Annotated in this window: 24 protein-coding genes and 1 pseudogene; 22 read left to right on the plus strand and 3 right to left on the minus strand. The window is 42.1% G+C overall.

The features are described 5' to 3' along the window. Positions 1–7 precede the first annotated feature (7 nt). From spx to BMI76_RS08240, 11 genes are all read left to right on the plus strand, one after another. Positions 8–421, plus strand: coding sequence for a transcriptional regulator Spx (gene spx / locus BMI76_RS08190; protein ID WP_075347092.1), 414 nt, complete (start codon positions 8–10; stop codon positions 419–421). Continuing rightward, complete coding sequence (locus BMI76_RS08195) at positions 414–692, plus strand: UPF0223 family protein (RefSeq protein WP_075347093.1); 279 nt, start codon at positions 414–416, stop codon at positions 690–692. Before spx ends, BMI76_RS08195 begins: the two co-directional genes overlap by 8 nt. After that, positions 682–1440 carry an inositol monophosphatase family protein gene (locus BMI76_RS08200; protein ID WP_075347094.1) on the plus strand — a complete coding sequence of 253 codons (759 nt, stop codon included), beginning with the start codon at positions 682–684 and terminating at the stop codon, positions 1438–1440. Before BMI76_RS08195 ends, BMI76_RS08200 begins: the two co-directional genes overlap by 11 nt. Positions 1441–1463: 23 nt before the next feature. Next, positions 1464–2777, plus strand: a complete 1314-nt coding sequence (locus BMI76_RS08205; protein ID WP_075347095.1) for an RsmF rRNA methyltransferase first C-terminal domain-containing protein — start codon at positions 1464–1466, stop codon at positions 2775–2777. 92 nt (positions 2778–2869) lie between these two features. Continuing rightward, positions 2870–3733, plus strand: a complete 864-nt coding sequence (locus tag BMI76_RS08210; RefSeq protein ID WP_075347096.1) for a phosphate ABC transporter substrate-binding protein PstS family protein — start codon at positions 2870–2872, stop codon at positions 3731–3733. A gap of 95 nt (positions 3734–3828) precedes the next feature. Further along, positions 3829–4764 carry a phosphate ABC transporter permease subunit PstC gene (gene pstC, locus BMI76_RS08215; RefSeq protein ID WP_075347097.1) on the plus strand — a complete coding sequence of 312 codons (936 nt, stop codon included), beginning with the start codon at positions 3829–3831 and terminating at the stop codon, positions 4762–4764. After that, complete coding sequence (gene pstA / locus BMI76_RS08220; protein WP_075347098.1) at positions 4754–5641, plus strand: phosphate ABC transporter permease PstA; 888 nt, start codon at positions 4754–4756, stop codon at positions 5639–5641. The genes pstC and pstA overlap by 11 nt, the downstream gene beginning before the upstream one ends. A gap of 10 nt (positions 5642–5651) precedes the next feature. After that, on the plus strand, positions 5652–6455 hold the full coding sequence (pstB, locus tag BMI76_RS08225; protein WP_075347099.1) for a phosphate ABC transporter ATP-binding protein PstB: 804 nt from the start codon (positions 5652–5654) through the stop codon (positions 6453–6455). A gap of 11 nt (positions 6456–6466) precedes the next feature. Then, positions 6467–7225 (plus strand): phosphate ABC transporter ATP-binding protein PstB, encoded by a 759-nt coding sequence (pstB, locus tag BMI76_RS08230; RefSeq protein ID WP_075347100.1) that lies wholly within the window; start codon positions 6467–6469, stop codon positions 7223–7225. Between the two features lie 27 nt (positions 7226–7252). After that, complete coding sequence (gene phoU, locus BMI76_RS08235) at positions 7253–7906, plus strand: phosphate signaling complex protein PhoU (protein WP_057490864.1); 654 nt, start codon at positions 7253–7255, stop codon at positions 7904–7906. Positions 7907–7948: 42 nt separating this feature from the next. Continuing rightward, a complete protein-coding gene (locus BMI76_RS08240; protein ID WP_075347101.1) occupies positions 7949–10495 on the plus strand; it encodes a M1 family metallopeptidase in 2547 nt (848 codons plus the stop codon). Positions 10496–10590: 95 nt separating this feature from the next. On the opposite strand, the pseudogene BMI76_RS10895 reads toward BMI76_RS08240, so the two are convergent. Beyond that, positions 10591–10743, minus strand: a pseudogene (locus BMI76_RS10895) (ISL3 family transposase); the annotation flags it as partial. A gap of 310 nt (positions 10744–11053) precedes the next feature. Here BMI76_RS10895 and BMI76_RS10780 point away from each other — a divergent pair. From BMI76_RS10780 to BMI76_RS08260, 4 genes are all read left to right on the plus strand, one after another. Further along, complete coding sequence (locus BMI76_RS10780) at positions 11054–11203, plus strand: hypothetical protein (protein WP_180372836.1); 150 nt, start codon at positions 11054–11056, stop codon at positions 11201–11203. 4 nt (positions 11204–11207) lie between these two features. Next, positions 11208–11447 (plus strand): hypothetical protein, encoded by a 240-nt coding sequence (locus tag BMI76_RS08250; protein WP_075347103.1) that lies wholly within the window; start codon positions 11208–11210, stop codon positions 11445–11447. Between the two features lie 381 nt (positions 11448–11828). After that, entirely contained in the window at positions 11829–12503 is a 675-nt protein-coding gene (gene ciaR, locus BMI76_RS08255; protein ID WP_075347104.1) for a three-component system response regulator CiaR, read from the plus strand. Next, positions 12493–13812: a cell wall metabolism sensor histidine kinase WalK gene (locus BMI76_RS08260; RefSeq protein ID WP_075347105.1), complete on the plus strand. Its 1320-nt coding sequence runs from the start codon at positions 12493–12495 to the stop codon at positions 13810–13812. The genes ciaR and BMI76_RS08260 overlap by 11 nt, the downstream gene beginning before the upstream one ends. A 158-nt stretch (positions 13813–13970) precedes the next feature. On the opposite strand, the gene rpsT is transcribed toward BMI76_RS08260, so the two are convergent. Both rpsT and coaA read right to left on the minus strand, forming a co-directional pair. Further along, positions 13971–14222 (minus strand): 30S ribosomal protein S20, encoded by a 252-nt coding sequence (rpsT, locus tag BMI76_RS08265; RefSeq protein WP_075347106.1) that lies wholly within the window; start codon positions 14220–14222, stop codon positions 13971–13973. Between the two features lie 53 nt (positions 14223–14275). After that, positions 14276–15196, minus strand: a complete 921-nt coding sequence (gene coaA / locus BMI76_RS08270) for a type I pantothenate kinase (protein ID WP_075347107.1) — start codon at positions 15194–15196, stop codon at positions 14276–14278. A 95-nt stretch (positions 15197–15291) separates the two neighbouring features. Here coaA and BMI76_RS08275 point away from each other — a divergent pair, with 95 nt between their 5' ends. The 7 genes from BMI76_RS08275 to BMI76_RS08305 all read left to right on the plus strand — a co-directional run bounded on the left by BMI76_RS08275 (position 15292) and on the right by BMI76_RS08305 (position 22171). Continuing rightward, positions 15292–15888 carry a class I SAM-dependent methyltransferase gene (locus BMI76_RS08275; protein WP_075347108.1) on the plus strand — a complete coding sequence of 199 codons (597 nt, stop codon included), beginning with the start codon at positions 15292–15294 and terminating at the stop codon, positions 15886–15888. Between the two features lie 70 nt (positions 15889–15958). Next, positions 15959–17236, plus strand: a complete 1278-nt coding sequence (locus tag BMI76_RS08280) for a pyrimidine-nucleoside phosphorylase (protein WP_075347162.1) — start codon at positions 15959–15961, stop codon at positions 17234–17236. Positions 17237–17254: 18 nt separating this feature from the next. Further along, entirely contained in the window at positions 17255–17917 is a 663-nt protein-coding gene (gene deoC, locus BMI76_RS08285) for a deoxyribose-phosphate aldolase (protein WP_075347109.1), read from the plus strand. Beyond that, a complete protein-coding gene (locus tag BMI76_RS08290) occupies positions 17907–18293 on the plus strand; it encodes a cytidine deaminase (RefSeq protein ID WP_075347110.1) in 387 nt (128 codons plus the stop codon). Before deoC ends, BMI76_RS08290 begins: the two co-directional genes overlap by 11 nt. Positions 18294–18384: 91 nt before the next feature. Then, a complete protein-coding gene (locus BMI76_RS08295) occupies positions 18385–19434 on the plus strand; it encodes a BMP family protein (protein ID WP_075347111.1) in 1050 nt (349 codons plus the stop codon). Positions 19435–19569: 135 nt separating this feature from the next. After that, positions 19570–21102 carry an ABC transporter ATP-binding protein gene (locus tag BMI76_RS08300; RefSeq protein ID WP_075347112.1) on the plus strand — a complete coding sequence of 511 codons (1533 nt, stop codon included), beginning with the start codon at positions 19570–19572 and terminating at the stop codon, positions 21100–21102. Then, positions 21095–22171 carry an ABC transporter permease gene (locus BMI76_RS08305; protein WP_075347113.1) on the plus strand — a complete coding sequence of 359 codons (1077 nt, stop codon included), beginning with the start codon at positions 21095–21097 and terminating at the stop codon, positions 22169–22171. The genes BMI76_RS08300 and BMI76_RS08305 overlap by 8 nt, the downstream gene beginning before the upstream one ends.

Genomic DNA, 22171 nt, shown 5'->3' on the forward strand with positions numbered 1-22171 from the left:
GTAGGATATGATTACCTTATTTTTATCGCCTAGCTGTACAAGCTGCCGTAAGGCAAGAGCTTGGTTAAATAAACATGATGTTGCCTTTCGAGAGCATAATATTATCACGAGTCCTCTGAGCCGCGATGATTTACTGAAGATTCTCTCTTATACCGAAAATGGAACTGAAGACATCATTTCAACACGTTCAAAAGTTTTTCAAAAATTAGATATTGATGTGGATGAATTGTCTGTCTCTGAGCTGATTAACCTTATTTCTAAAAATCCCAGCCTGCTTCGCCGTCCGATTATTATGGATGATAAGCGTATGCAGATTGGCTTTAATGAAGATGAGATTCGGGCTTTTTTACCACGAGATTACCGCAAGCAAGAACTGCGTCAGGCAACGATTAAAGCAGAAACTGAGGAAGAAGATGAGTAAAAACTATTCTTATCCTTTAGATTTATCGTGGAGCACTGAAGAAATAGCCTCAGTGCTTTCTTTTTTAAACCTAGTAGAAAAGGCTTACGAAAGCAAGGTTGAGGCAGCCCGCCTGCTGGAAGGCTACAGAAAATACAAGGATGTTGTCAGCAGTAAATCACAGGAAAAGCAAATCGACCGTGAGTTTGAAAAAGTCAGCGGCTATTCTGTCTACCGTGCTGTCCAGGCGGCAAAGGCTAAAGAGAAAGGATTTATCTCCCTTGGAAACTAAATTTCAATTTGCAAAAGAACTGATTTATGAAGCAGGGCGCTATATTCGTGATAATATGGCACATGATCTGGTGATTGAAGAAAAGTCAGGCTTTGATGATCTGGTTACCGATTTAGATAAGGCTGTTCAGGAATTAATGGTTAAACAAATTCACAGCGCTTATCCGGAAGACCATTTCTTTGCAGAAGAGGATGGCCTTGTATCAGATATCAACGATGGCTCTGTCTGGGTTTTGGATCCAATTGACGGAACAGTCAATTTTATTGTTCAGGGCTGCGATTTTGCTGTGATGATCGCTTATTATGAAAACGGTGTCGGTCAGTTTGGCCTCATTTATGATGTCATGAACGATGTTCTTTACAGCGGCGGCGGCCAATTTGATGTCACTGCAAACGGAAAACCTCTGCCTTTTTTTCAAGACAGACCTTTTAAGCGTTCTTTAATCGGCGGCAACAGTGCCATGTGTGCTCAAAATGTTATGGGCCTAGCTGATTTAGGACGCCGCACCTTGGGAATTCGCGGGATTGGCAGTGCCGGACTCAGTATTTGCCGCGTCTTGGAAGGACGTTTTATTGCTTACTTTTCTAATATTGCTCCTTGGGACTATGCCGCAGGCAGTATCATGGGAGAAAAGCTGGGCTATACTGTTCTTGATCTCTACGGTCACAAACCCGACTATAAAAGCCGGCAGATGGTCATGTTTGTCCCGCAGGCTAAATTAAAAGAAATTCAAAAATATATTAAGTAATATGAACAAGATAGATTGTTAATATGTCATTACCTGAAAAATTTGTAGAAAAATATCACACTATTTTGGGAAGCGAGGCTGAAGCCTTTTTCGCAAGTTTCAAGGAAGAAGCCGTGGCTGCTTTTCGAGTAAACCCTTTGAAAGGCACCCAGATTTCATTTGAAAATCCGATTCCCAACACAGACTGGGGGCATTATGGCAAGGTTTCCGGCAGGTCTGCTGAGCATGTCTCGGGTTTAGTTTATTCTCAAGAGCCGGCTGCTCAGATGGTTGCTCAGGCAGCAGCACCTGCAAAGGGAATGAAGGTGCTTGATTTAGCAGCCGCTCCGGGAGGGAAAACCACTCACCTGCTTTCTTATTTGGACAATACAGGAATTTTGGTAAGCAATGAGATTTCTAAAAAACGCAGCAAGGTTCTTGTGGAAAACGTAGAGCGCTTTGGTGCCAGAAATGTCATTGTTACCAATGAGAGTCCCAAAAATCTTGCTCAGACCTTTGCACATTATTTTGATCTTATTGTTTTAGATGCGCCGTGTTCGGGCGAAGGAATGTTCCGAAAAGATCCGGCTGCCATGCAATATTGGCACGAAGATTATCCGGCAGAATGTGCTGATCTTCAAAAAGAGATATTGCAAGAAGCTGTAAAAATGCTGGCTTTTGGCGGCAGTTTAGTCTATTCAACCTGCACATGGGCTCCGGAAGAAAATGAAGACATCATCCGCTGGCTCCTCTCACACTATGATTATTTGGAGCTGGAAGATGTTCCCAAGATTAATGGGATGACCGAAGGCATTGATATGCCCGAAGCTGCACGGATGTATCCCCATCGTTTTAAAGGGGAAGGACAGTTTGTAGCCAAACTCCGGGATAAGCGGCGGGCTCAGCCGTCTCTTCTATCCAAAAATGCTAAATCTTATTTGAAAAAAGATCAGGAAGAACTTTGGCAGATTTTTGCTGATAAATATCTTAAGGTTAAATTAGAAGGTCTCTATCAAACCTTTGGCAATCAGCTTTATTTAGTTCCGCAGGGACTGCCGAATCTCTCCACGCTGAAAATCGCCAGAAACGGCCTGCATTTAGGAACCTTCAAGAAGAACCGGTTTGAACCGTCTTTTGCCCTGGGACTGGCTTTAAAAAAGGGTGAAGTAGTACAGTCTGTTGAAATTGATGTAGAACAGTTCAAAACTTATGTTTCTGGAAATGTTCTGCCTCTCTCTAAAGATTATGAAAACGGCTGGTATCAAATTCTGATAAATGGGAATGGCTTAGGTTTCGCCAAGGTCACAGGCAATACGTTAAAGAATTATTTCCCTAAGGGGCTTCGTTTTCAAGTGTAAATGTTATAGAATACATTTTAAAAAAATTTTACAATTGCAAACCGTTTCATTTATTTTATTGTTATAATTGATTAGGAAAGGAAAGCAAGTAAATGAGAAAGAAAAAAATAGTTTTATCCTTAATGCTGGCTGTTGTCAGCTTAGGTTTGACGGCCTGTTCCAGCTGGATTGATAAGGGGCAGTCAATCACCAGTGTCGGCTCAACAGCCCTGCAGCCATTGGTAGAGGCTTCTTCAGACGAGTTTGCTCAGTCTCATTTAGGTAAAACTATCAATGTTCAAGGCGGCGGTTCTGGTACAGGGCTTTCGCAAGTACAGTCAGGCGCTGTTCAGATTGGCAACAGTGACCTTTTTGCCGAAGAAAAAGACGGTATCAATGCCAAAGAACTGGTTGACCATCAGGTTGCGGTTGCCGGACTTGCTGTTATCGCAAACAAAAAGGTGAAAGTGTCTAATTTAACTGTTGAACAGCTGCAAAAAATTTTTACCGGTGAGTACACCAACTGGAAACAGGTGGGCGGTCAGGATTTAGAAATCTCTATCATTAACCGGGCTGCCAGCTCTGGCTCTCGGGCGACCTTTGACAGTGTCATCATGGATGGAAAAGATGCCAAACAAAGTCAGGAGCAGGATTCCAACGGTATGGTGAAATCAATTGTTTCACAGACGCCGGGTGCGATTTCTTATCTGGCCTTTGCCTATGTCGATAACTCAGTCAAATCTCTAAAATTGAATGGTTTTAAACCAACCGTAAAAAATGTAACCACTAACGACTGGCCGCTTTGGTCTTATGAGCACATGTACACCAAAGGGAAAGCCAAAGGTTTAACCAAAGAATTTTTGGTCTTCATGATGAGTGACAAGGTGCAAAAGAGCATCGTTCCTCGAATGGGTTATATTTCTGTTAATGATATGAAAGTTGTTAAGGGTGCAGACGGCACTGTAACGGCTAAATAATGATATACAAGTGAAAGGGATAAAAGCTACTTAGCTGACTGGTTCAGCTGCTTTTATTGCTTTTCGAAGTTCTTATCTTGATATATGGAGGAATCATGAAAAATCAAGAACTGATTAAAAAGCTGACCTCACCTTCTAAAAATTCTCGTTTAGAAAAATTTGGCAAGACAATTACCTTTTGCTGTTTGGCTTTAATTGTGCTTATCGTTGCAATGATTCTTATTTTTGTTGCTCAAAAGGGTCTGTCAACCTTCTTTGTGGATAAAATCAGTCCTTTCAAATTTCTGTTTGGAAAAGAGTGGCAGCCTAATGTTAAAGGACCGGACGGCAAACCCTTGCTGGGAGCTCTGCCGATGATAATGGGGTCTTTCATTGTTACTATTTTATCAGCTTTGATTGCGACACCTTTTGCCATTGGCGCAGCAGTATTTATGACTGAAATTTCACCGAAGTATGGTGCTAAAATTCTTCAGCCTGTTGTCGAGCTGCTTGTCGGGATTCCATCGGTTGTTTATGGATTTATTGGTCTGCAGATTGTTGTGCCTTTTGTCCGAACCTTATTTGGCGGTACAGGATTCGGGATTTTATCCGGAGTCTTTGTCCTGTTCGTTATGATTTTGCCGACTGTAACCTTTATGACTGTTGACAGTTTAAAAGCTGTTCCCAGACACTATAAGGAAGCCAGTCTTGCTATGGGGGCAACCCGCTGGCAAACCATTTGGCGTGTTATTTTAAATGCGGCAAAACCAGGTATCTTTACTGCAGTTGTTTTCGGTATGGCTCGTGCTTTTGGTGAAGCCCTGGCAATTCAGATGGTTGTCGGAAATTCAGCAGTCATTCCGACTTCTCTGACAACACCTGCAGCAACTCTGACTTCTGTCTTGACAATGGGAATTGGAAATACAGTCATGGGAACCGTCCAAAATAATGTTCTTTGGTCACTGGCCTTAGTCCTTCTGATTATGAGTTTGGCCTTTAATATGCTGATGAAATTTATTACAAGGGAAGGTAAGAAAAATTATGCACGCTAAAAAACTGGATAAATTAGTTACTGGTATTTTGTATACCATTGCCGGTATTATTATTGCCATTTTGGCATTTCTCTTACTTTTTATTCTTGTCCGGGGAATTCCCAGCATTGATTGGCACTTCCTGACAGGCGTCTCCTCTTCCTATGAAGCTGGCGGCGGCATTGGTATTCAGCTTTATAATTCCTTCTTTCTTTTAGTCGTAACACTGATTATCTCTATCCCTTTGTCTATGGGAGCCGGCATTTATTTGTCTGAGTATGCTAGAAAGGGCCGCCTGACAGATTTTATCCGTACCTGTATTGAAATTCTGTCTTCTCTGCCATCTGTGGTTGTTGGTCTTTTTGGTTATCTCATCTTTGTTGTTCAGTTTCAATACGGCTTTTCTATTATTTCAGGTGCCTTGGCGCTGACTGTTTTCAATTTGCCGCAGATGACGCGTAATATTGAAGACAGCTTGCGAAATGTCCATCATACGCAGCGCGAAGCCGGGCTTGCTTTGGGTATTTCACGCTGGGAAACCGTGGTTCATGTGGTTATTCCGGAAGCACTTCCGGGAATTGTAACCGGTATTGTGCTTGCTTCCGGCCGTATTTTCGGGGAAGCAGCAGCGCTGATTTATACAGCAGGTCAATCTGCACCGGCTCTGGATTGGGGAAATTGGAATCCGCTTAGTACAACGAGTCCGATTTCCATTTTCCGTCAGGCTGAAACCTTGGCTGTTCATATTTGGAAGGTTAACAGTGAAGGAACCATTCCGGATGCTACTAAAGTGTCTCAGGGCAGTGCAGCAGTTTTACTTGTTTTTATCCTTATCTTTAACTTGTCAGCACGCTACATTGGTAAGAAACTGCATGCTAAGCTGACATCAGCAGCCTAAAGGAGGACAAATGGCAGATTATAATTGGAACGAAAGGCATATTATTACTTTTCCGGAAGGAAACCTCGCTTTATCAACCAAGGATTTACACGTCTATTACGGTGAAAACGAGGCTATCAACGGGATTGATATGCAGTTTGAAAAGAACAAAATTACCGCTTTAATCGGTCCGTCAGGCTGTGGGAAATCAACTTTCCTCCGCAGTTTAAATCGCATGAATGACACTATCGATATTGCCAAGGTAACCGGAGAAATCATGTATGAGGGTATTGATGTCAATGCTCCCAATATCAATGTTTATGAAATGCGCAAGCACATTGGCATGGTTTTCCAAAGGCCGAATCCTTTTGCTAAATCAATCTATAAAAATATAACCTTTGCTTACGAGCGTGCCGGCATCAAAGATAAGAAAGTCTTAGATGAAATTGTTGAGACCTCTCTTAAACAGGCAGCGCTTTGGGAGCAAGTTAAGGATGATTTGCATAAGTCTGCCTTTACTCTTTCCGGAGGCCAGCAGCAGCGCCTGTGCATCGCTCGGGCCATTGCGGTGAAACCTGATATTCTTTTAATGGACGAACCGGCATCGGCTCTTGATCCTGTGGCAACAATGCAGTTGGAAGAAACCATGTTTGAGTTAAAGAAAAATTATACGATTATCATTGTTACGCACAACATGCAGCAGGCAGCCCGTGCCAGTGATTATACAGCCTTTTTCTATTTGGGAGATTTGATTGAGTATGATACGACCAATAATATTTTCCAAAATGCTAAGTTGAAATCAACCAGCGATTATGTGTCTGGACACTTTGGATAGAAAGGAAAGCAATGACAGAACCTATTTTAAAAGTAAATGATTTGTCTGTTTATTATGGTAAAAAGAAAGCACTTAATAATGTATCCATTGATTTCTATCCTAATGAAATCACCGCTTTGATTGGGCCGTCAGGCTCTGGTAAATCGACCTTGCTGCGCGCCATCAACCGAATGGGTGATATTAATCCGGAAGTAACGGTCACGGGTTCTATCATGTACAATGGGCATAATATCTACAGTCCGCGGACAGACACAGTGGAGCTGCGCAAGGAAATCGGCATGGTCTTCCAGCAGCCCAATCCTTTTCCGATGACCATCTATGAAAATGTTGTTTATGGCTTGCGTTTAAAGGGGATTAAGGATAAGAAGGTTCTTGATGAGGCTGTTGAAAAGTCTCTAAATGGCGCTTCCATTTGGAATGAAGTAAAAGACCGTCTGCACGATTCGGCCATCGGTCTATCCGGAGGCCAGCAGCAGCGTGTCTGCATCGCCAGAGTTCTGGCAACCAGTCCGCAGATTATTCTGCTGGATGAACCGACTTCGGCCTTGGATCCTATTTCAGCGGGAAAAATCGAAGATACGCTGTATGATTTGAAAGAAAAATATACGATGATTGTCGTTACGCGTTCCATGCAGCAGGCTTCGCGTATTTCTGACCGGACGGGCTTCTTCCTTGCTGGGGATTTGATTGAGTACGGCAATACTAAAGAAATGTTCCTGAATCCGCAGAAAAAAGAAACTGAAGATTATATTACAGGTAAGTTTGGATAAAAATAATAATAGAAAAGAGATGAGAACATGTTAAGATCGCAATTTGAAGAAGAATTAGATAAATTACACAATCAATTTTACGCGATGGGTACAGAAGTGCTGGCACAGATCAATAAGACTGTGCGTGCTTTTGTCAGTCACGACCGCGACTTGGCCAAAGAAGTTATCGCTGATGATGATGTGGTAAACGAGTATGAAACGAAACTAGAAAAAAAATCTCTCGAAATTATCGCTCTGCAGCAGCCTGTCTCTAATGATTTGAGAACAGTTATTACAGTCCTCAAAGCTTCAAGTGATATTGAACGAATGGGAGACCATGCTTCCTCAATCGCTAAGGCGACAATTCGTATGAAGGGTGAGGAGCGCCTTCTGGTAGTTGAAGAAAAGATTAGCGAGATGGGCAAGGCTGTCAAGCGCATGGTTGAAGATGCTTTGAATGCTTACATCAATGGCGATGATAAAAAAGCTTATGAAATTGCAGCCAGCGATGAAATAATTGATAACTATTTCAAGGATATTCAAAATCTGGCAGTTGAAGAAATTAAGAAAACTCCGGATGCTGCTTTTGCAGGCAAGGAATACTTCCAGGTACTGATGTATCTTGAACGGATCGGTGATTATGCTCGAAATATCTGTGAATGGATTGTCTATCTTAAAACTGGAAAAATCATTGAATTGTGATATAATAATGATTTAGAAATTTTGAAATAATAAGGGAGATACATGGAATCTGTAGAACACTTTATTGAAAAGTTTGTGCCTGAAAATTATAATATTTTTCTAGACATTAACCGTCAGCAAAGAACTTTCTCCGGCAATGTAGCTATCAACGGAGAAGCACTTGACAATGTGATTTCGCTGCATCAGAAAAATTTGACTATCAGCTCAGTTCTTTTGGATAATACTGAGTTGGTTTACCAACTGGACAATGATCATGAGGCTGTTCATATTGAACTCCCTGAAACCGGCAGCATGACTCTGGTATTGGAATTTGCAGGTAAGATTACAGATAATATGACGGGTATTTATCCTTCCTATTACACTGTCAACGGGGTAAAAAAGGAGATTATTTCAACGCAGTTTGAAAGCCACTTTGCCCGTGAAGCATTTCCAAGTATTGATGAACCAGAAGCAAAAGCTACCTTTGATTTAGCGCTGAAATTTGACCAAGAAGAGGGCGATATCGCCCTCTCTAATATGCCCGAAATTAATATCAGCCGCCGTGAGGAGACTGGTGTCTGGACCTTTGATACAACCCCTAGAATGTCTTCGTATCTTTTGGCCTTTGCCTTTGGCAGTCTTCATGGGAAAAAAGCTTACACAAAGAATGGAACAGAAGTAGGTGTTTTTGCGACTGAGGCCCAAAACAGTGATTCGCTTGCTTTTGCCCTGGATATCGCTGTTCGTGTTATTGATTTTTATGAAGGATATTTTGGTGTTAAGTATCCAATTCCGCAGTCCTACCATCTGGCTCTTCCGGATTTTTCTGCCGGTGCCATGGAAAACTGGGGAATGATTACCTATCGGGAGGTCTATCTCTTAGTTGATGAAAATTCAACAGCAAGCAGCCGTCAGCAGGTAGCACTTGTTATTGCACATGAACTGGCTCACCAATGGTTCGGCAACTTAGTCACTATGAAATGGTGGGATGACCTCTGGCTCAATGAAAGTTTTGCCAATATGATGGAATATGTAGCTGTTGATGCGATAGAACCTGACTGGAATATTTTTGAAGATTTCCAGACAAGCGGTGTTCCGCATGCTCTCAAACGCGATGCAACAGATGGTGTTCAGTCTGTACATGTCACTGTTAATCATCCGGATGAGATTAACACCATTTTTGATGCGGCTATTGTTTATGCTAAGGGCAGCCGTTTGATGCACATGCTTCGCCGCTGGCTGGGAGATGAGGCTTTTGCCGCTGGCTTGAAGACCTATTTTGAAAAATATCAATATGCCAACACTGTCGGACGCGACCTCTGGAACGCTCTGTCAGCTGCTTCCGGCAAAGATGTTGCCAGCTTTATGGACGCTTGGCTGGAACAGCCGGGCTATCCTTTAGTAACGCTGGCTGTCAAAGATGACATACTTCGTATTTCGCAAAAACAATTCTTTATTGGCGATTATGAAGAGGCTGGACGTCTCTGGCAAATTCCGCTCAACAGCAACTGGTCTGGTCTGCCTGACACCTTAGAAGAAGCGTCCATTGAAATCCCTAACTTTAGTCAGTTGCTGGCTGACAATAAGGATAAGGGGCCGCTGCGTTTAAATACCGGCAACACTGCGCACTACATCAGCAATTATGATGGTCAGCTTTTAGAGGCTGTTTTAGCAGACTTTGACCGTCTGGATAATACTTCCAAACTGCAAATCATTCAAGAGCGCCGTTTGTTGGCAGAAAGCGGTCAGATTTCTTATGCTGAATTAGTACTGCTTTTGTCAAACCTGTCAGCTGAAACGTCTTATATGGTCATGTCGGCAAGCCATCAGTTGGTGGCCGGTATAGAGAGATTCTTAGAAGAAGGCAGCCAAATCGAATCAGATTTTAAATCCCTAGTTCGTGATGTTTATCAGGCGAATTATCAGCGTCTTGGTTTTGAAAAATCGGATCAGGAAAGCGACGAGGATGAGATGGTTCGTCAGATTGTTTTGGCTAATATGATTTACGCTGATGATCCTGATGCCAATGAAAAAGCGCAGGCAATTTTTGAAAGGCACAAAGGCAATATCGAATCCATTCCAGCTGCTGTTCGGCTCGCCGTTTTGACCAATCAAATCAAACATGCTGAAACGGATGAGTTGGTAACACTTTACTTGGATACTTATGTGCTGACCAATGACGGTAATTTCCGCAGGCAGCTGGCCGGTGCTCTGGCGCAAACCAAATCGCAAACAACGCTTGAGAGAATTTTGAGTCAGCTGAAAAACAAGGACGTTATTAAGCCTCAGGATCTATCGCTCTGGTATAGGCTTTTCCTGAGTGAACCTTTCACCCAGGAAGCCTTCTGGAGATGGGCACGTGACAATTGGGAATGGATTAAAGACACGCTTGGCGGTGACATGAGTTTTGACAGCTTTGTTATTATTCCGGCTAGTATCTTTAAAACCGCTCAGCGGCTAGGAGAATACAAGGCTTTCTTTGAACCGCAGCTGGATAATCTGGCTATCAGCCGCAATATTACTATGGGAATCAAAGACATAGCGGCCAGAACGGCTCTGATTGAAAGAGAGAAAGCAGCTGTTTGGCAGGCGGTTACAGGCCATTTTTAATGGCAGTCCCAGAGACTGCGGAGTTTAAAAAGTAAGGTTAGATAAAAAATGTTAAACTGTAAAAGCTCATTGTCAACTGTAGTGAGTGATTGATCTTAACACATGGAGAAGACCAAGTTGGTTTTCTCTTTTTTGATGATCAGGGTGATGAAAATTTTAGTTTTAGAATCCTTGAAATTACGAAAGCAAAAGGCTTAACTCTTGACATTCTTGATGAAATTGTTGATTGCCTCCAGTTTAGCTTCAGAACAAGACTGTTACGAATAGTAACTAATTTACTTTCGGTAGCTGAGAAGGCCTTTAAGGTTACCTTCAGTGAAATCAAAGAATGGAACTTTTCAAAAAGCGTACTGGGAATAAATTATATGTTTGATAAAAAATAGACATTATGATAGAGTGAGGCAAAAGGGGGAGATATAAAAAGTGATATTAGACATGAAACCATTATTAAGGTCTTGGAAGGCAGATACGACTTTTAAAAGAAACCGCTCATAAAAAGTCTTTATTGTATCCCCCCGGTTGTACTACTGTGACATTATTCTTTTATAGGAGGTGGATATGAGTAAAATCAGGCTATTTACATCTATATTTGTTTTATTAATTGATATATTTTTATTAATTTGGGGATTAAAAAATAGGAATACTATATTAGTAATTGCTGGAATAGCAGGTCTAGGGATTTTTATTTCTTATTTTAGGAAGGAGTAGCGATATGAAAATGAAACGAAATATCTTCGGTTTTGTTGTCGTCTTATTATACAGTATGATTTGCCTTATCATTGCAAATACCACATATGCGGATACATATAATGTTGATGGCTATACAGTATCACAAAATAATAACATTATTTCTGTTACTGATAGTCAAACAGGTTTATCAGCTTATTTAGATATTATAGAGTCAAAAGATTTGGTTCTGCATCGTTCAGGACTAAGTCTTTTTATTTTTTGAATGACAATATTCAGTGTCAATCTTTCTGCTAAGATATTTTTTACTTTCTCTGTAATGCACTATATCTGCTGTTGCAATATAACTATTCGTAAATCCTCATTGAGTTTTTTCAAACAGTCGTATTTTTTACTATTATTTTTCATTAAGCCTCTTTTAAGACTGATAGGTTAGACTGAGTTTATGCTGAAAGAAAGAAGAGGTCTATCTATGAAAAAAGTATTCACCAACCCCATTTTTCTCTCGCTGGCAGCAAAATCTGCCTTAACTGCCTTGATTGCGGCTCTTGCTAACGGCTGACTTAAAGGAATTTCCTCTCCTGTAAATAATTAGTCGAAAACTTCTAAGTCATGCTATAATAGAAAGTAAGAAAAGGAGCGGAACATGATAAAGATATTATTAGTAGAAGATGATTTAAGCCTGTCAAATTCCATCTTTGACTTTCTGGATGATTTTGCTGATGTTATGCAGGTTTTTGATGGAGAAGAGGGCCTTTATGAGGCTGAAAGCGGCGTCTATGATTTGATTTTATTGGACTTGATGCTGCCCGAGAAGAGCGGTTTTCAGGTTTTGAAGGAATTGCGCGAGAAGGGGATTACAACACCTGTCTTAATTATGACCGCTAAAGAAGGCTTAGATGATAAGGGACACGGCTTTGAACTGGGCGCCGATGATTATCTGACAAAACCTTTTTATTTAGAAGAGCTGAAAATGCGTATTCAAGCTCTTCTTAAGCGCTCAGGGAAGTATACCGATAAAAGTCTTGTTTACGGTGATTTAACGGTAGATACATCGACCAATACGACCAAAGTAAACGGTAAGGAAGTTGAGCTGCTGGGCAAGGAGTTCGATTTGCTGGTTTATTTTCTGCAGAATCAGAATGTTATTTTGCCTAAATCACAGATTTTTGACCGAATTTGGGGATTTGACAGTGACACAACAATTTCTGTCGTCGAGGTCTATGTGTCTAAAATCAGAAAAAAACTCAAAGATACTCAGTTTGGAAAGAACTTGCAGACATTGCGCAGCGTAGGATATATTTTGAAGGATGCTAATTAAACTAAGACAAAAAAACAAGTACGGAGAAAATGCCTCCTTTTTCTCCCATTTCTTTGGTGTATTTACGGGCATATTCTTTGTGATGACGGTGATCATCATACAAGTCATGCGCTTTGGTATCTATTCTTCGGTTGATGCCAGTCTCAAAAAAGCAACTAAAAATATTGACGATTATGTCAATATGGCTATGGTCAGAAATACCATGATTGATGATGCTATTAGCGACAACAACGCAGAATCTCCCTTTAAAATCAAACCAGATGGACAAATGGCTGCCAATACGGATACGATTCTTTATAACAAAAAACGTCAGGTCGTCAATAATATCAATGCTTTTTCACCCTTATACCGCATTCATCCTAAGCTGAATAATCTAGGTGCTATTACCGAGCAAAAGGCCAAGAATATTTATGGCCAAACAGAAAAATATAGGACTGTCACGGTTAAAGTGACTAATGATTTTTACCCGCAGGTAAAATTTGCAACGATTGTTATTAACACGACTCAGCTAGAGGAAGCTAACAGACGTTATGTGACGATTATTATCAGCGTTATGATTGTTTTTTGGCTGATTTCAGTTATTGCCAGTGTCTATTTAGCTAAATGGAGCCGCAAGCCTATTTTAGAGAATTACGAAAAGCAGAAATCTTTCGTGGAAAATGCCAGTCACGAACTGCGGACACCGCTGGCGGTCTTGCAAAATCGCTTGGAAAGCCTTTTTAGAAAGCCTGAGGCTACTATTTTAGAATCCTCAGAATCCATCGCCTCCAGTTTGGAAGAAGTCAGAAATATGAGGATGCTGACAACCAATCTCCTTAATCTGGCGCGCCGTGATGACGGTATTGAACCTGAAATAACGGAGGTTAACCCTAGCTTTTTTGATGATACCTTTAAAAATTATGCCATGATCGCACAGGAAAACGGTAAAAGGCTGCACATTACAAATAAGGTCGGCCGTCAGATTAAAACAGACAAAACCCTGCTCAAGCAATTAATGACCATTCTTTTTGATAATGCGGTCAAATACACGGATCAGGAGGGGGAAATTTGGATAGATGTTAAAACAACCGACCGCAGCTTGATTTTCTCGGTAGCTGACAGCGGTCAGGGAATTTCAGATGCAGACAAAAAGAGAATTTTTGATCGCTTTTACCGTGTTGATAAGGCCAGGACCCGGCAAAAAGGCGGTTTTGGTCTCGGCTTGTCTCTGGCTAAACAAATTACTGATAGCTTAAAGGGCAGTATCATCGTTAAAGATAAGAAGCCGCAGGGAGCTATTTTTGAAGTTCGTCTGCCTGCCAGTAAATAAAACCCGTGAGTTTTCACTAACCCCAATAAACAGGATAAAAAACACCTCTGAAGAATTCCAGTAAATTGGAGCTCCCCAGAGGTGTTTTTACAATGCTGTGATATATAATCAAGCTGGTTTGGCGGAAACTAAAAGAGCCGGAAGATATTCCAGCTTTCTTAGTTAGCTAATTGACGTGCAAGGCGTGCTTTATCGCGGCTTGCTTTGTTTTTATGAATCAGCCCTTTTGATTTAGCTTTATCGATGCTGGAAGAAGCAGCACGGAAAAGTTCTTCAGTTGGGTTTGCTTCAAAAGCTTTAATAGCAGAACGCATAGCTGATTTTTGAGCTGAATTGCGGTTATTTTGTTTAACGTTGAGTTCAGCACGCTTAATCGCAGATTTAATATTTGCCAATGTCTTTACCTCCAAATAATGATAACTATATCATTATATAGAAATTCTGAGCATTTGACAAGCCTTTATCACTTTTTCAGGTAAATTTCATCTATTTTGTGGTCATCCGCCTTATGGAGGATCAGCTCAGCACGATTTCGCGTAGGTTCAATATATTTTTCCAGATTGACGAGGTTGATGTTTTTCCAGATTTCTCTGGCAAAATCTAAAGCTCCTTTTTTTCCCATCTTTAAGAAACGATGGTAGTAGTTTTCTTCATCATTCTCAGCCAGATCCAGCAGGGTTGAAAAGCGTTCAAGGTACCAATTTTCAATATGTTTGCTGTCAGCATCAATATAGATCGAAAAATCAAAGTAATCACTCATATAAAGCCGATTGTTTACGGGGTTTTGAAAAACGTTGATACCTTCCACAATCAAAAAATCAGGTGCTGCAAGAGTCTGTCTTTGACCCGGTACAATATCGTAAATTTCATGTGAGTAGACCGGTATCTCTGCAGTCTGTCCGTTTTTCATGCTGTCGAGAAAGTTGAGCAGAAGTTCCATATCGTAACTTTCAGGAAAGCCTTTGCGATTCAGCATGTTTTTGGCAGAAAGAACAGCATTGGGATACAAAAAACCATCGGTGGTAACCATTTCAACACTGGAATTTTTAAAGGTTCTTGCCAGCAAAAGCTGCAAAAGGCGGCTGGTAGTGGATTTGCCTACGGCAACAGAACCTGAAACTCCGATAATAAAGGGACGGTTGTTGAGGTCTTTTTGCAGAAAAATACTTTTAGAAAAGCTGAGGTTTTCCTGAGCTTTTTTGTAAATCTTAACCAGACTGACCAAGGGCAGGTAAATGTCGGTGACATCCTGAATACTGATTTGGTCATTGAGACTCTTGATGGAATTTAATTCTGCCTCGTTTAAAGGCGGCTGTGATTTTTGATGCAGGTGCTGCCAGGTATGACGGGAAATTTTTTCAAAATTAATAAACTCGTTTGCCATGAAATACTCCTTTGAAGAACATTATACCACATTGAATTGAAAACCGTTTCAAAGTGTGCTAAAATTGATTAGCGTAAAACAGGAGTCAAAACACGATGAACAACATGTACTATACAGAAAATCCTGACAGCAAGCATGAACTAAAAGAAATAGATGTCCATTTGCTGGGAGAAACCTTCCGCTTTTTAACCGATTCAGGTGTCTTCAGCAAAAAAATGGTTGATTACGGCAGTCAGGTTCTCTTAAACAATTTTGATTTTAAAAAGGAAAAAACCTTGCTTGATGTGGGCTGCGGTTATGGCCCTCTAGGGATTTCTCTGGCTAAGGTTTATGGCCTTGAAGTGACCATGGTTGATATTAATAGGCGGGCGCTTGATTTAGCCGAAATAAATGCTGAAAAAAATGGGGTCAATGCCACTATTTTTCAGTCAAATACCTACGAAAATGTTTCAGGGTGTTTTGATGCTGTCATCAGCAACCCTCCTATCAGAGCCGGCAAAGAGGTTGTTCATGCTATTATTGAAGGCAGCATGGAGCATCTCAATACAGGCGGCAGCTTAACCATTGTCATTCAGAAAAAACAAGGAGCTCCCAGCGCTAAGGCGAAGATGGAGCAGGTTTTTGGCAATGCTGCTGTTTTAAAAAGAGACAAGGGCTATTACGTCCTTAGAAGTGAGAAAGAAGGAGAATAAGAACGAACAAAAAGGTTGACTGTAGTAATAAAAGTCAGTCTCTTTTCATTGCGTTCTTGGTGGTTAGATGATAAGAGCAGTTGATTTAATTCAGAAAAAACGAGACGGTCATGAATTGACGACACAGGAAATAAATTGGCTTATTGCAGCCTATACTGACGGCCGCGTGCCTGATTATCAGATGTCAGCCTTTGCGATGGCTGTTTATTTTAAAGGAATGACAACCAGAGAAACACATGATTTGACTATGGCCATGGTTAATTCGGGTGAGCAAATTGACCTGTCAGCTATTTCTGGTGTCAAAGTGGATAAGCATTCAACCGGCGGTGTCGGTGATAAGGTTACTTTGATACTGGTGCCGCTGGTTGCGAGCTTTGGCGTGCCGGTTGCTAAAATGAGCGGCCGCGGTCTGGGTCACACTGGCGGAACTCTTGATAAGCTGGAGTCAATTAAGGGTTATCGCATTGAGCTTTCACAGGCAGACTTTATCAAGCAAGTTCAGGAGATTGGCTTAGCGGTCATCGGGCAGTCCGACAATCTGGTCAAGGCAGACAAGATGCTCTATGCCCTGCGTGATGTGACAGCGACTGTTGACATTATTCCATTGATTGCAAGCTCCATCATGAGCAAAAAAATTGCTGCGGGGGCCGACCGCATTTTGCTTGATGTCACTGTCGGTGACGGTGCCTTTATGAAGACGCTGGAAGAAGCAGAGACCTTATCCAAGACCATGGTTGCTCTGGGCAAGGAAATGGGACGGCAAACAATCGCTGTCATAACGGATATGAGCCAGCCTCTGGGTCAGGCAATTGGGAATCGCTTAGAAGTTCTAGAGGCTCTGCAGATCATGCAGGGACAGGGACGTCAAGATCTTACCGATTTTATCTGTGAGCTGGCCCAGCTGATGTTAGAATTGGCCGGAAAGCAAAAGAGTCTGACAGCTATTCGCGAGCATTTAACGAACGGTCAAGCTCTTAAAAAACTGGAAGAGATGGTTGTCTGTCAGGGAGGCGACTTAGCAGATTTGTACCGTCCGTCATCAGCACCTGTTATCACTGAAATTGCTGCAGACAAAGAAGGCTATATCAAAGAGCTGCCGGCTTTGGCATTTGGGCTTTTTGCAATGCGTCTGGGAGCCGGCCGAGCAGTTAAAACAGATAAACTGGACTATGAAACAGGCATTGTTTTTGAGAAAAAAGTTGGGGATTCCGTTCAAAAAGGAGATCTGATTGCCAGGGTTTACTCCAATGAAAAATTATCTGAAAACATGCTTACAGAATTCAAAAAAAATGTTAAAATAGATAAGGAAGAATTGAGAGTAAATGAGATTTTAAGAATCATTACTTAATTGTTAAGAAAGGGTAACATGGAAATCAATCGCTATATTGACCATACTTTATTAAAACCAGAAAGCACTCAGGCCCAAATTGACCAGCTCATTCAAGAGGCTAAGCACTATCATTTTGCCAGTGTCTGTGTCAATCCTGCCTGGGTTTCTTATGCAGCTGCTTCTCTCAAAGAAAGTGATGTCAAGGTTTGTACCGTTATCGGTTTTCCTCTGGGAGCGACGACCAGTGCGGTCAAAGCCTTTGAAACAAAGGATGCCATTAAAAACGGAGCCGACGAAATTGATATGGTCATCAATATCGGGCAGGCAAAATCCGGGAACTTTGATGCTGTCGAAGAAGATATCCGAGCAGTTGTTGAAGCCAGCGGAGACAAGCTGGTTAAAGTTATTATTGAGGCCTGTCTTTTGACTGATGAGGAAAAGGTTAGGGCCTGTCAGGCGGCTAAGGCAGCAGGAGCAGATTTTGTTAAGACATCAACCGGCTTTTCTACGGGAGGCGCCACAGTTGAAGATGTTCGGCTCATGCGTCAGACAGTGGGACCTGAATTCGGTGTTAAGGCGGCTGGCGGAGCACGTACCTTAAAAGATGCTCAGGCCTTCATCGAAGCGGGGGCAACCCGAATCGGGACATCTGCCGGAATTGCCATTGTTGAAGGGAGAGAAGCAAAAGGTGGCTACTGATTTAGTATCTCTTGCTAAAAAAGCCAGCCAAAATGCCTATGTGCCCTATTCTCATTTCCCTATTGGGGCCGCGGTCAAAACCAAGTCCGGTGATGTTTATCTGGGCTGTAATATTGAAAATGCCAGTTTCGGTCTTACCAACTGCGGTGAGCGGACAGCTATTTTTAAGGCTGTTTCTGAAGGCCACCGTGACTTCGAAGAGATAGCTGTCTATGGCGAAACTGAGGAGCCGATTTCTCCGTGCGGTGCCTGCCGGCAGGTGATGGCTGAATTTTTTGAGCCAACCGCTCAGGTTACCTTGATTGCTAAGGATGGTAAGACGGTCGTGATGACGGTCGATGAGTTATTGCCTTATTCGTTTACAGAATTAAGGTAAAGCTGTTTTTATTGGTCTGTTAAGCCTTTAGGTTTAATGTTAATTTTTTGGCAACATTTGTTGTATATAAAACTTAGGAGGGTTCATCTTTATGAACAAGAAAATTGTTGGTTTAGGTTTAACTGCTGCAGCAGTATTAGGACTTGCAGCCTGCGGCAATCGCGCGGCTAAAAACAATAGCAAGGCCAAAACAGATTTAAAAGTTGCTATTGTAACTGATACTGGTGGTGTTGATGACAAGTCATTTAACCAATCAGCATGGGAAGGTTTACAGGCTTGGGGCAAAGACAAGGGTCTCAGCAAGGGAAATGGTTTTGATTATTTCCAATCAGCTAATGAATCTGATTACGCTACCAACCTTGATACTGCTTCATCAAGCGGCTATAAATTAATCTTTGGTATTGGCTATGCGCTGCATGATGCCATCGAAAAAACAGCGGCTGACAATGAAGACGTTAATTATGTTATCATTGATGATGTCATCGAAAACAAAGACAATGTTGCCAGCGTTACGTTTGCTGATAATGAAGCAGCCTACCTTGCAGGAATTGCGGCTGCTAAAACAACAAAAACCAAAAAAGTTGGTTTTGTAGGCGGTGTTAAATCAGAAGTTATCACTCGTTTTGAAAAAGGTTTTGAAGCCGGTGTTAAATCTGTCGATAAATCTATCCAAATTCAAGTGGACTATGCAGGATCATTTGGCGATGCGGCTAAAGGTAAAACAATCGCCGCTGCTCAGTATGCCGGCGGTGCTGACGTTGTTTACCAGGCAGCAGGCGGTACAGGTGCAGGTGTCTTCAGCGAAGCCAAAGCTTTGAATGAAAAGAAAAATGAATCTAAAAAAGTTTGGGTTATCGGGGTTGACCGCGACCAAGCTGCTGAAGGGAAATACACTTCTAAAGACGGTAAGAAATCTAACTTTGTCCTTGCATCTTCATTAAAGGAAGTCGGTAAAGCTGTTCAGCTGATTTCAAACAACACTGCGGATAAGAAGTTCCCAGGCGGTAAAGTAACAACTTACGGACTTAAGGATAAAGGTGTTGACCTTGCGCCAACCAATTTATCTGATGATGCTAAAAAAGCTGTAAATGACGCTAAGAAACAAATTGTATCAGGCGACATTAAAGTTCCAGAAAAATAAGGGTTTAAGGGCGACCTCAGCCGGTCGCCTTTTTAACACTGAGATCTTTGTATCTCAGTAGAGGTCAGGATAGAGTCACCGCACGATCACATCCTGCTCTCTACTGAAGTATAAAATTTCTGAAAGGAAAGTACTATGACGCAACATGTCATTGAAATGAGAGAAATTACCAAAAAATTTGGCGATTTCGTCGCTAATGATCATATCAATCTCAATCTTAGAAAAGGTGAGATTCATGCTCTGCTTGGTGAAAACGGAGCTGGCAAATCAACCTTGATGAACATGCTTGCCGGTTTGCTTGAGCCGACCAGCGGTGAGATTGCGATTAATGGTAAGACTGTTACGATTGATTCTCCGTCTAAATCAGCCCAGTTGGGCATCGGAATGGTGCACCAGCATTTTATGCTGGTTGAGGCATTTACAGTGACTGAAAATATTATTTTAGGAAATGAGATTCTTAAAAATGGTATTTTAGATTTAAAAAAAGCCGGTCAGGAAATTAAAGAACTGTCTGAAAAGTACGGCTTAGCTGTTGACCCTGATGCCAAGATTGCCGATATTTCTGTCGGAGCTCAGCAACGGGTCGAAATTTTAAAAACCCTTTACCGCGGTGCCGATATCCTGATCTTTGATGAGCCGACTGCCGTTTTGACGCCTTCTGAAATTCAGGAATTGATGAGCATTATGAAAGGTCTTGTCAAAGAAGGTAAATCCATTATTTTGATTACGCACAAGCTTGATGAGATTCGATCAGTGGCTGACCGTGTGACTGTTATCAGACGCGGTAAAAGTATTGAAACGGTGGATGTAGCAGGAGCGACATCTCAAGACTTGGCTGAAATGATGGTTGGCCGTTCGGTCTCCTTTACGACTGAAAAAGCTGCTGCCAATCCTAAGGAAGTAACCTTAGCCATTAAAGATCTGGAAGTCAATGAAAATCGCGGCATTCCTGCAGTCAAGGGGCTTTCCTTGGATGTCAGAGCCGGCGAGATTGTCGGTATTGCCGGCATTGACGGCAATGGTCAAAGTGAATTAATTCAAGCCATTACAGGTCTGCGTAAGATTAAATCAGGAACCATTACCATTAAAGGGCAGGATGTGACGAAACTTTCAGCCCGCAAGATTACAGAATTAAGCGTAGGGCATGTTCCTGAGGACAGACACCGTGACGGTTTGATCCTCGAGCTGACGCTGGCTGAAAATATGGCTCTGCAGACCTATTACAAACAGCCGCTGAGTAAAAACGGCGTTTTGAATTATCATAAGATTAATGAACACGGGCGTCAGCTGATGGAAGAATTTGATGTCCGCGGTGCCAGCGAACTTGTTCCGGCTAAGGGACTGTCAGGCGGTAATCAGCAAAAAGCTATTATTGCCCGTGAAGTTGACCGCGATCCGGATTTGCTGATTGTCAGCCAGCCAACACGCGGCTTGGACGTCGGCGCTATTGAATATATTCATAAACGCCTGATGGAAGAGCGTGATAAAGGGAAAGCTGTGTTGCTGGTTAGTTTCGAATTGGACGAAATACTTAATCTATCTGATCGTATTGCCGTTATTCACGACGGTAAAATTCAAGGCATTGTAAGGCCGGAAACCACTAATAAACAAGAACTGGGAATTTTGATGGCCGGCGGAAGTATTGAAAAGGAGGAAGCAAATGTCTAAAAAAACACAACAACTTGTCGTTCCTCTGATTTCGGTTGTCTTAGGAATTATACTGGGTGCCATTATCATGCTTATTTTTGGCTATGATCCGGTATGGGCTTATGAAGGTCTCTTTCAAAAGGCTTTCGGCAGTTTAAAAGATGTCGGCGAAATCTTTCGTGCAATGAGCCCGCTAATTTTGATTGCACTTGGTTTTGCCGTTGCCAGCCGTGCTGGTTTCTTCAATATCGGTTTGTCAGGTCAGGCCTATGCCGGCTGGATAGCGGCTGGCTGGTTTGCTCTGGCTAACCCCAGCTTACCGCGTCCTGTTATGCTTATCATGACAGTCCTTATCGGGGCAGCAGCAGGCGGTGTTATCGGGGCTATTCCCGGATTTTTACGAGCCTATCTCGGCACCAGCGAAGTTATCGTCACCATTATGATGAACTACATTGTGCTCTACATCGGCAATGCTATTATTCAGGATGGCTTTTCTAAAAAGATCATGCGCAATTCTGACTCCAGTATTTATGTCGGCAAGAATGCCAGCTATCAGACAGACTGGCTGCGGGCACTGACAGATAATTCTCGGATGAATGTTGGCTTTTTCTTAGCCCTTATTGCTATCTTAGTTGTTTGGTACTTGCTGAATAAGACAACGCTTGGTTTTGAGATTCGTTCAGTCGGTCTTAACCCGCACGCCAGTGAATATGCAGGCATGTCAGCCAGAAGAACCATTGTTTTATCCATGGTTATCTCAGGAGCTCTGGCCGGGCTTGGCGGTGTTGTTGAAGGACTTGGAACCTTCGGCAATGTCTATGTACAAACCAGCTCTCTGGCAATCGGATTTGACGGAATGGCGGTCAGTCTTCTGGCCTCCAATTCACCGATAGGCATCTTGCTGTCTGCTTTCTTGTTTGGGGCACTCAGCGTTGGAGCACCGGGTATGAGTATCAGCGATGCAACTCATGTCGGAACGCCGCCTGAATTGATTAAAGTAGTGACTGCCTTGATTATTTTCTTTGTTGGTGCCCACTATATTATCGAACGTTATATTAAACCCAAAAAACAAGTGAAAGGCGGTCAGTAA

This window comes from Streptococcus sp. 'caviae', from assembly GCF_001937065.1.
GTDB lineage: Bacteria > Bacillota > Bacilli > Lactobacillales > Streptococcaceae > Streptococcus.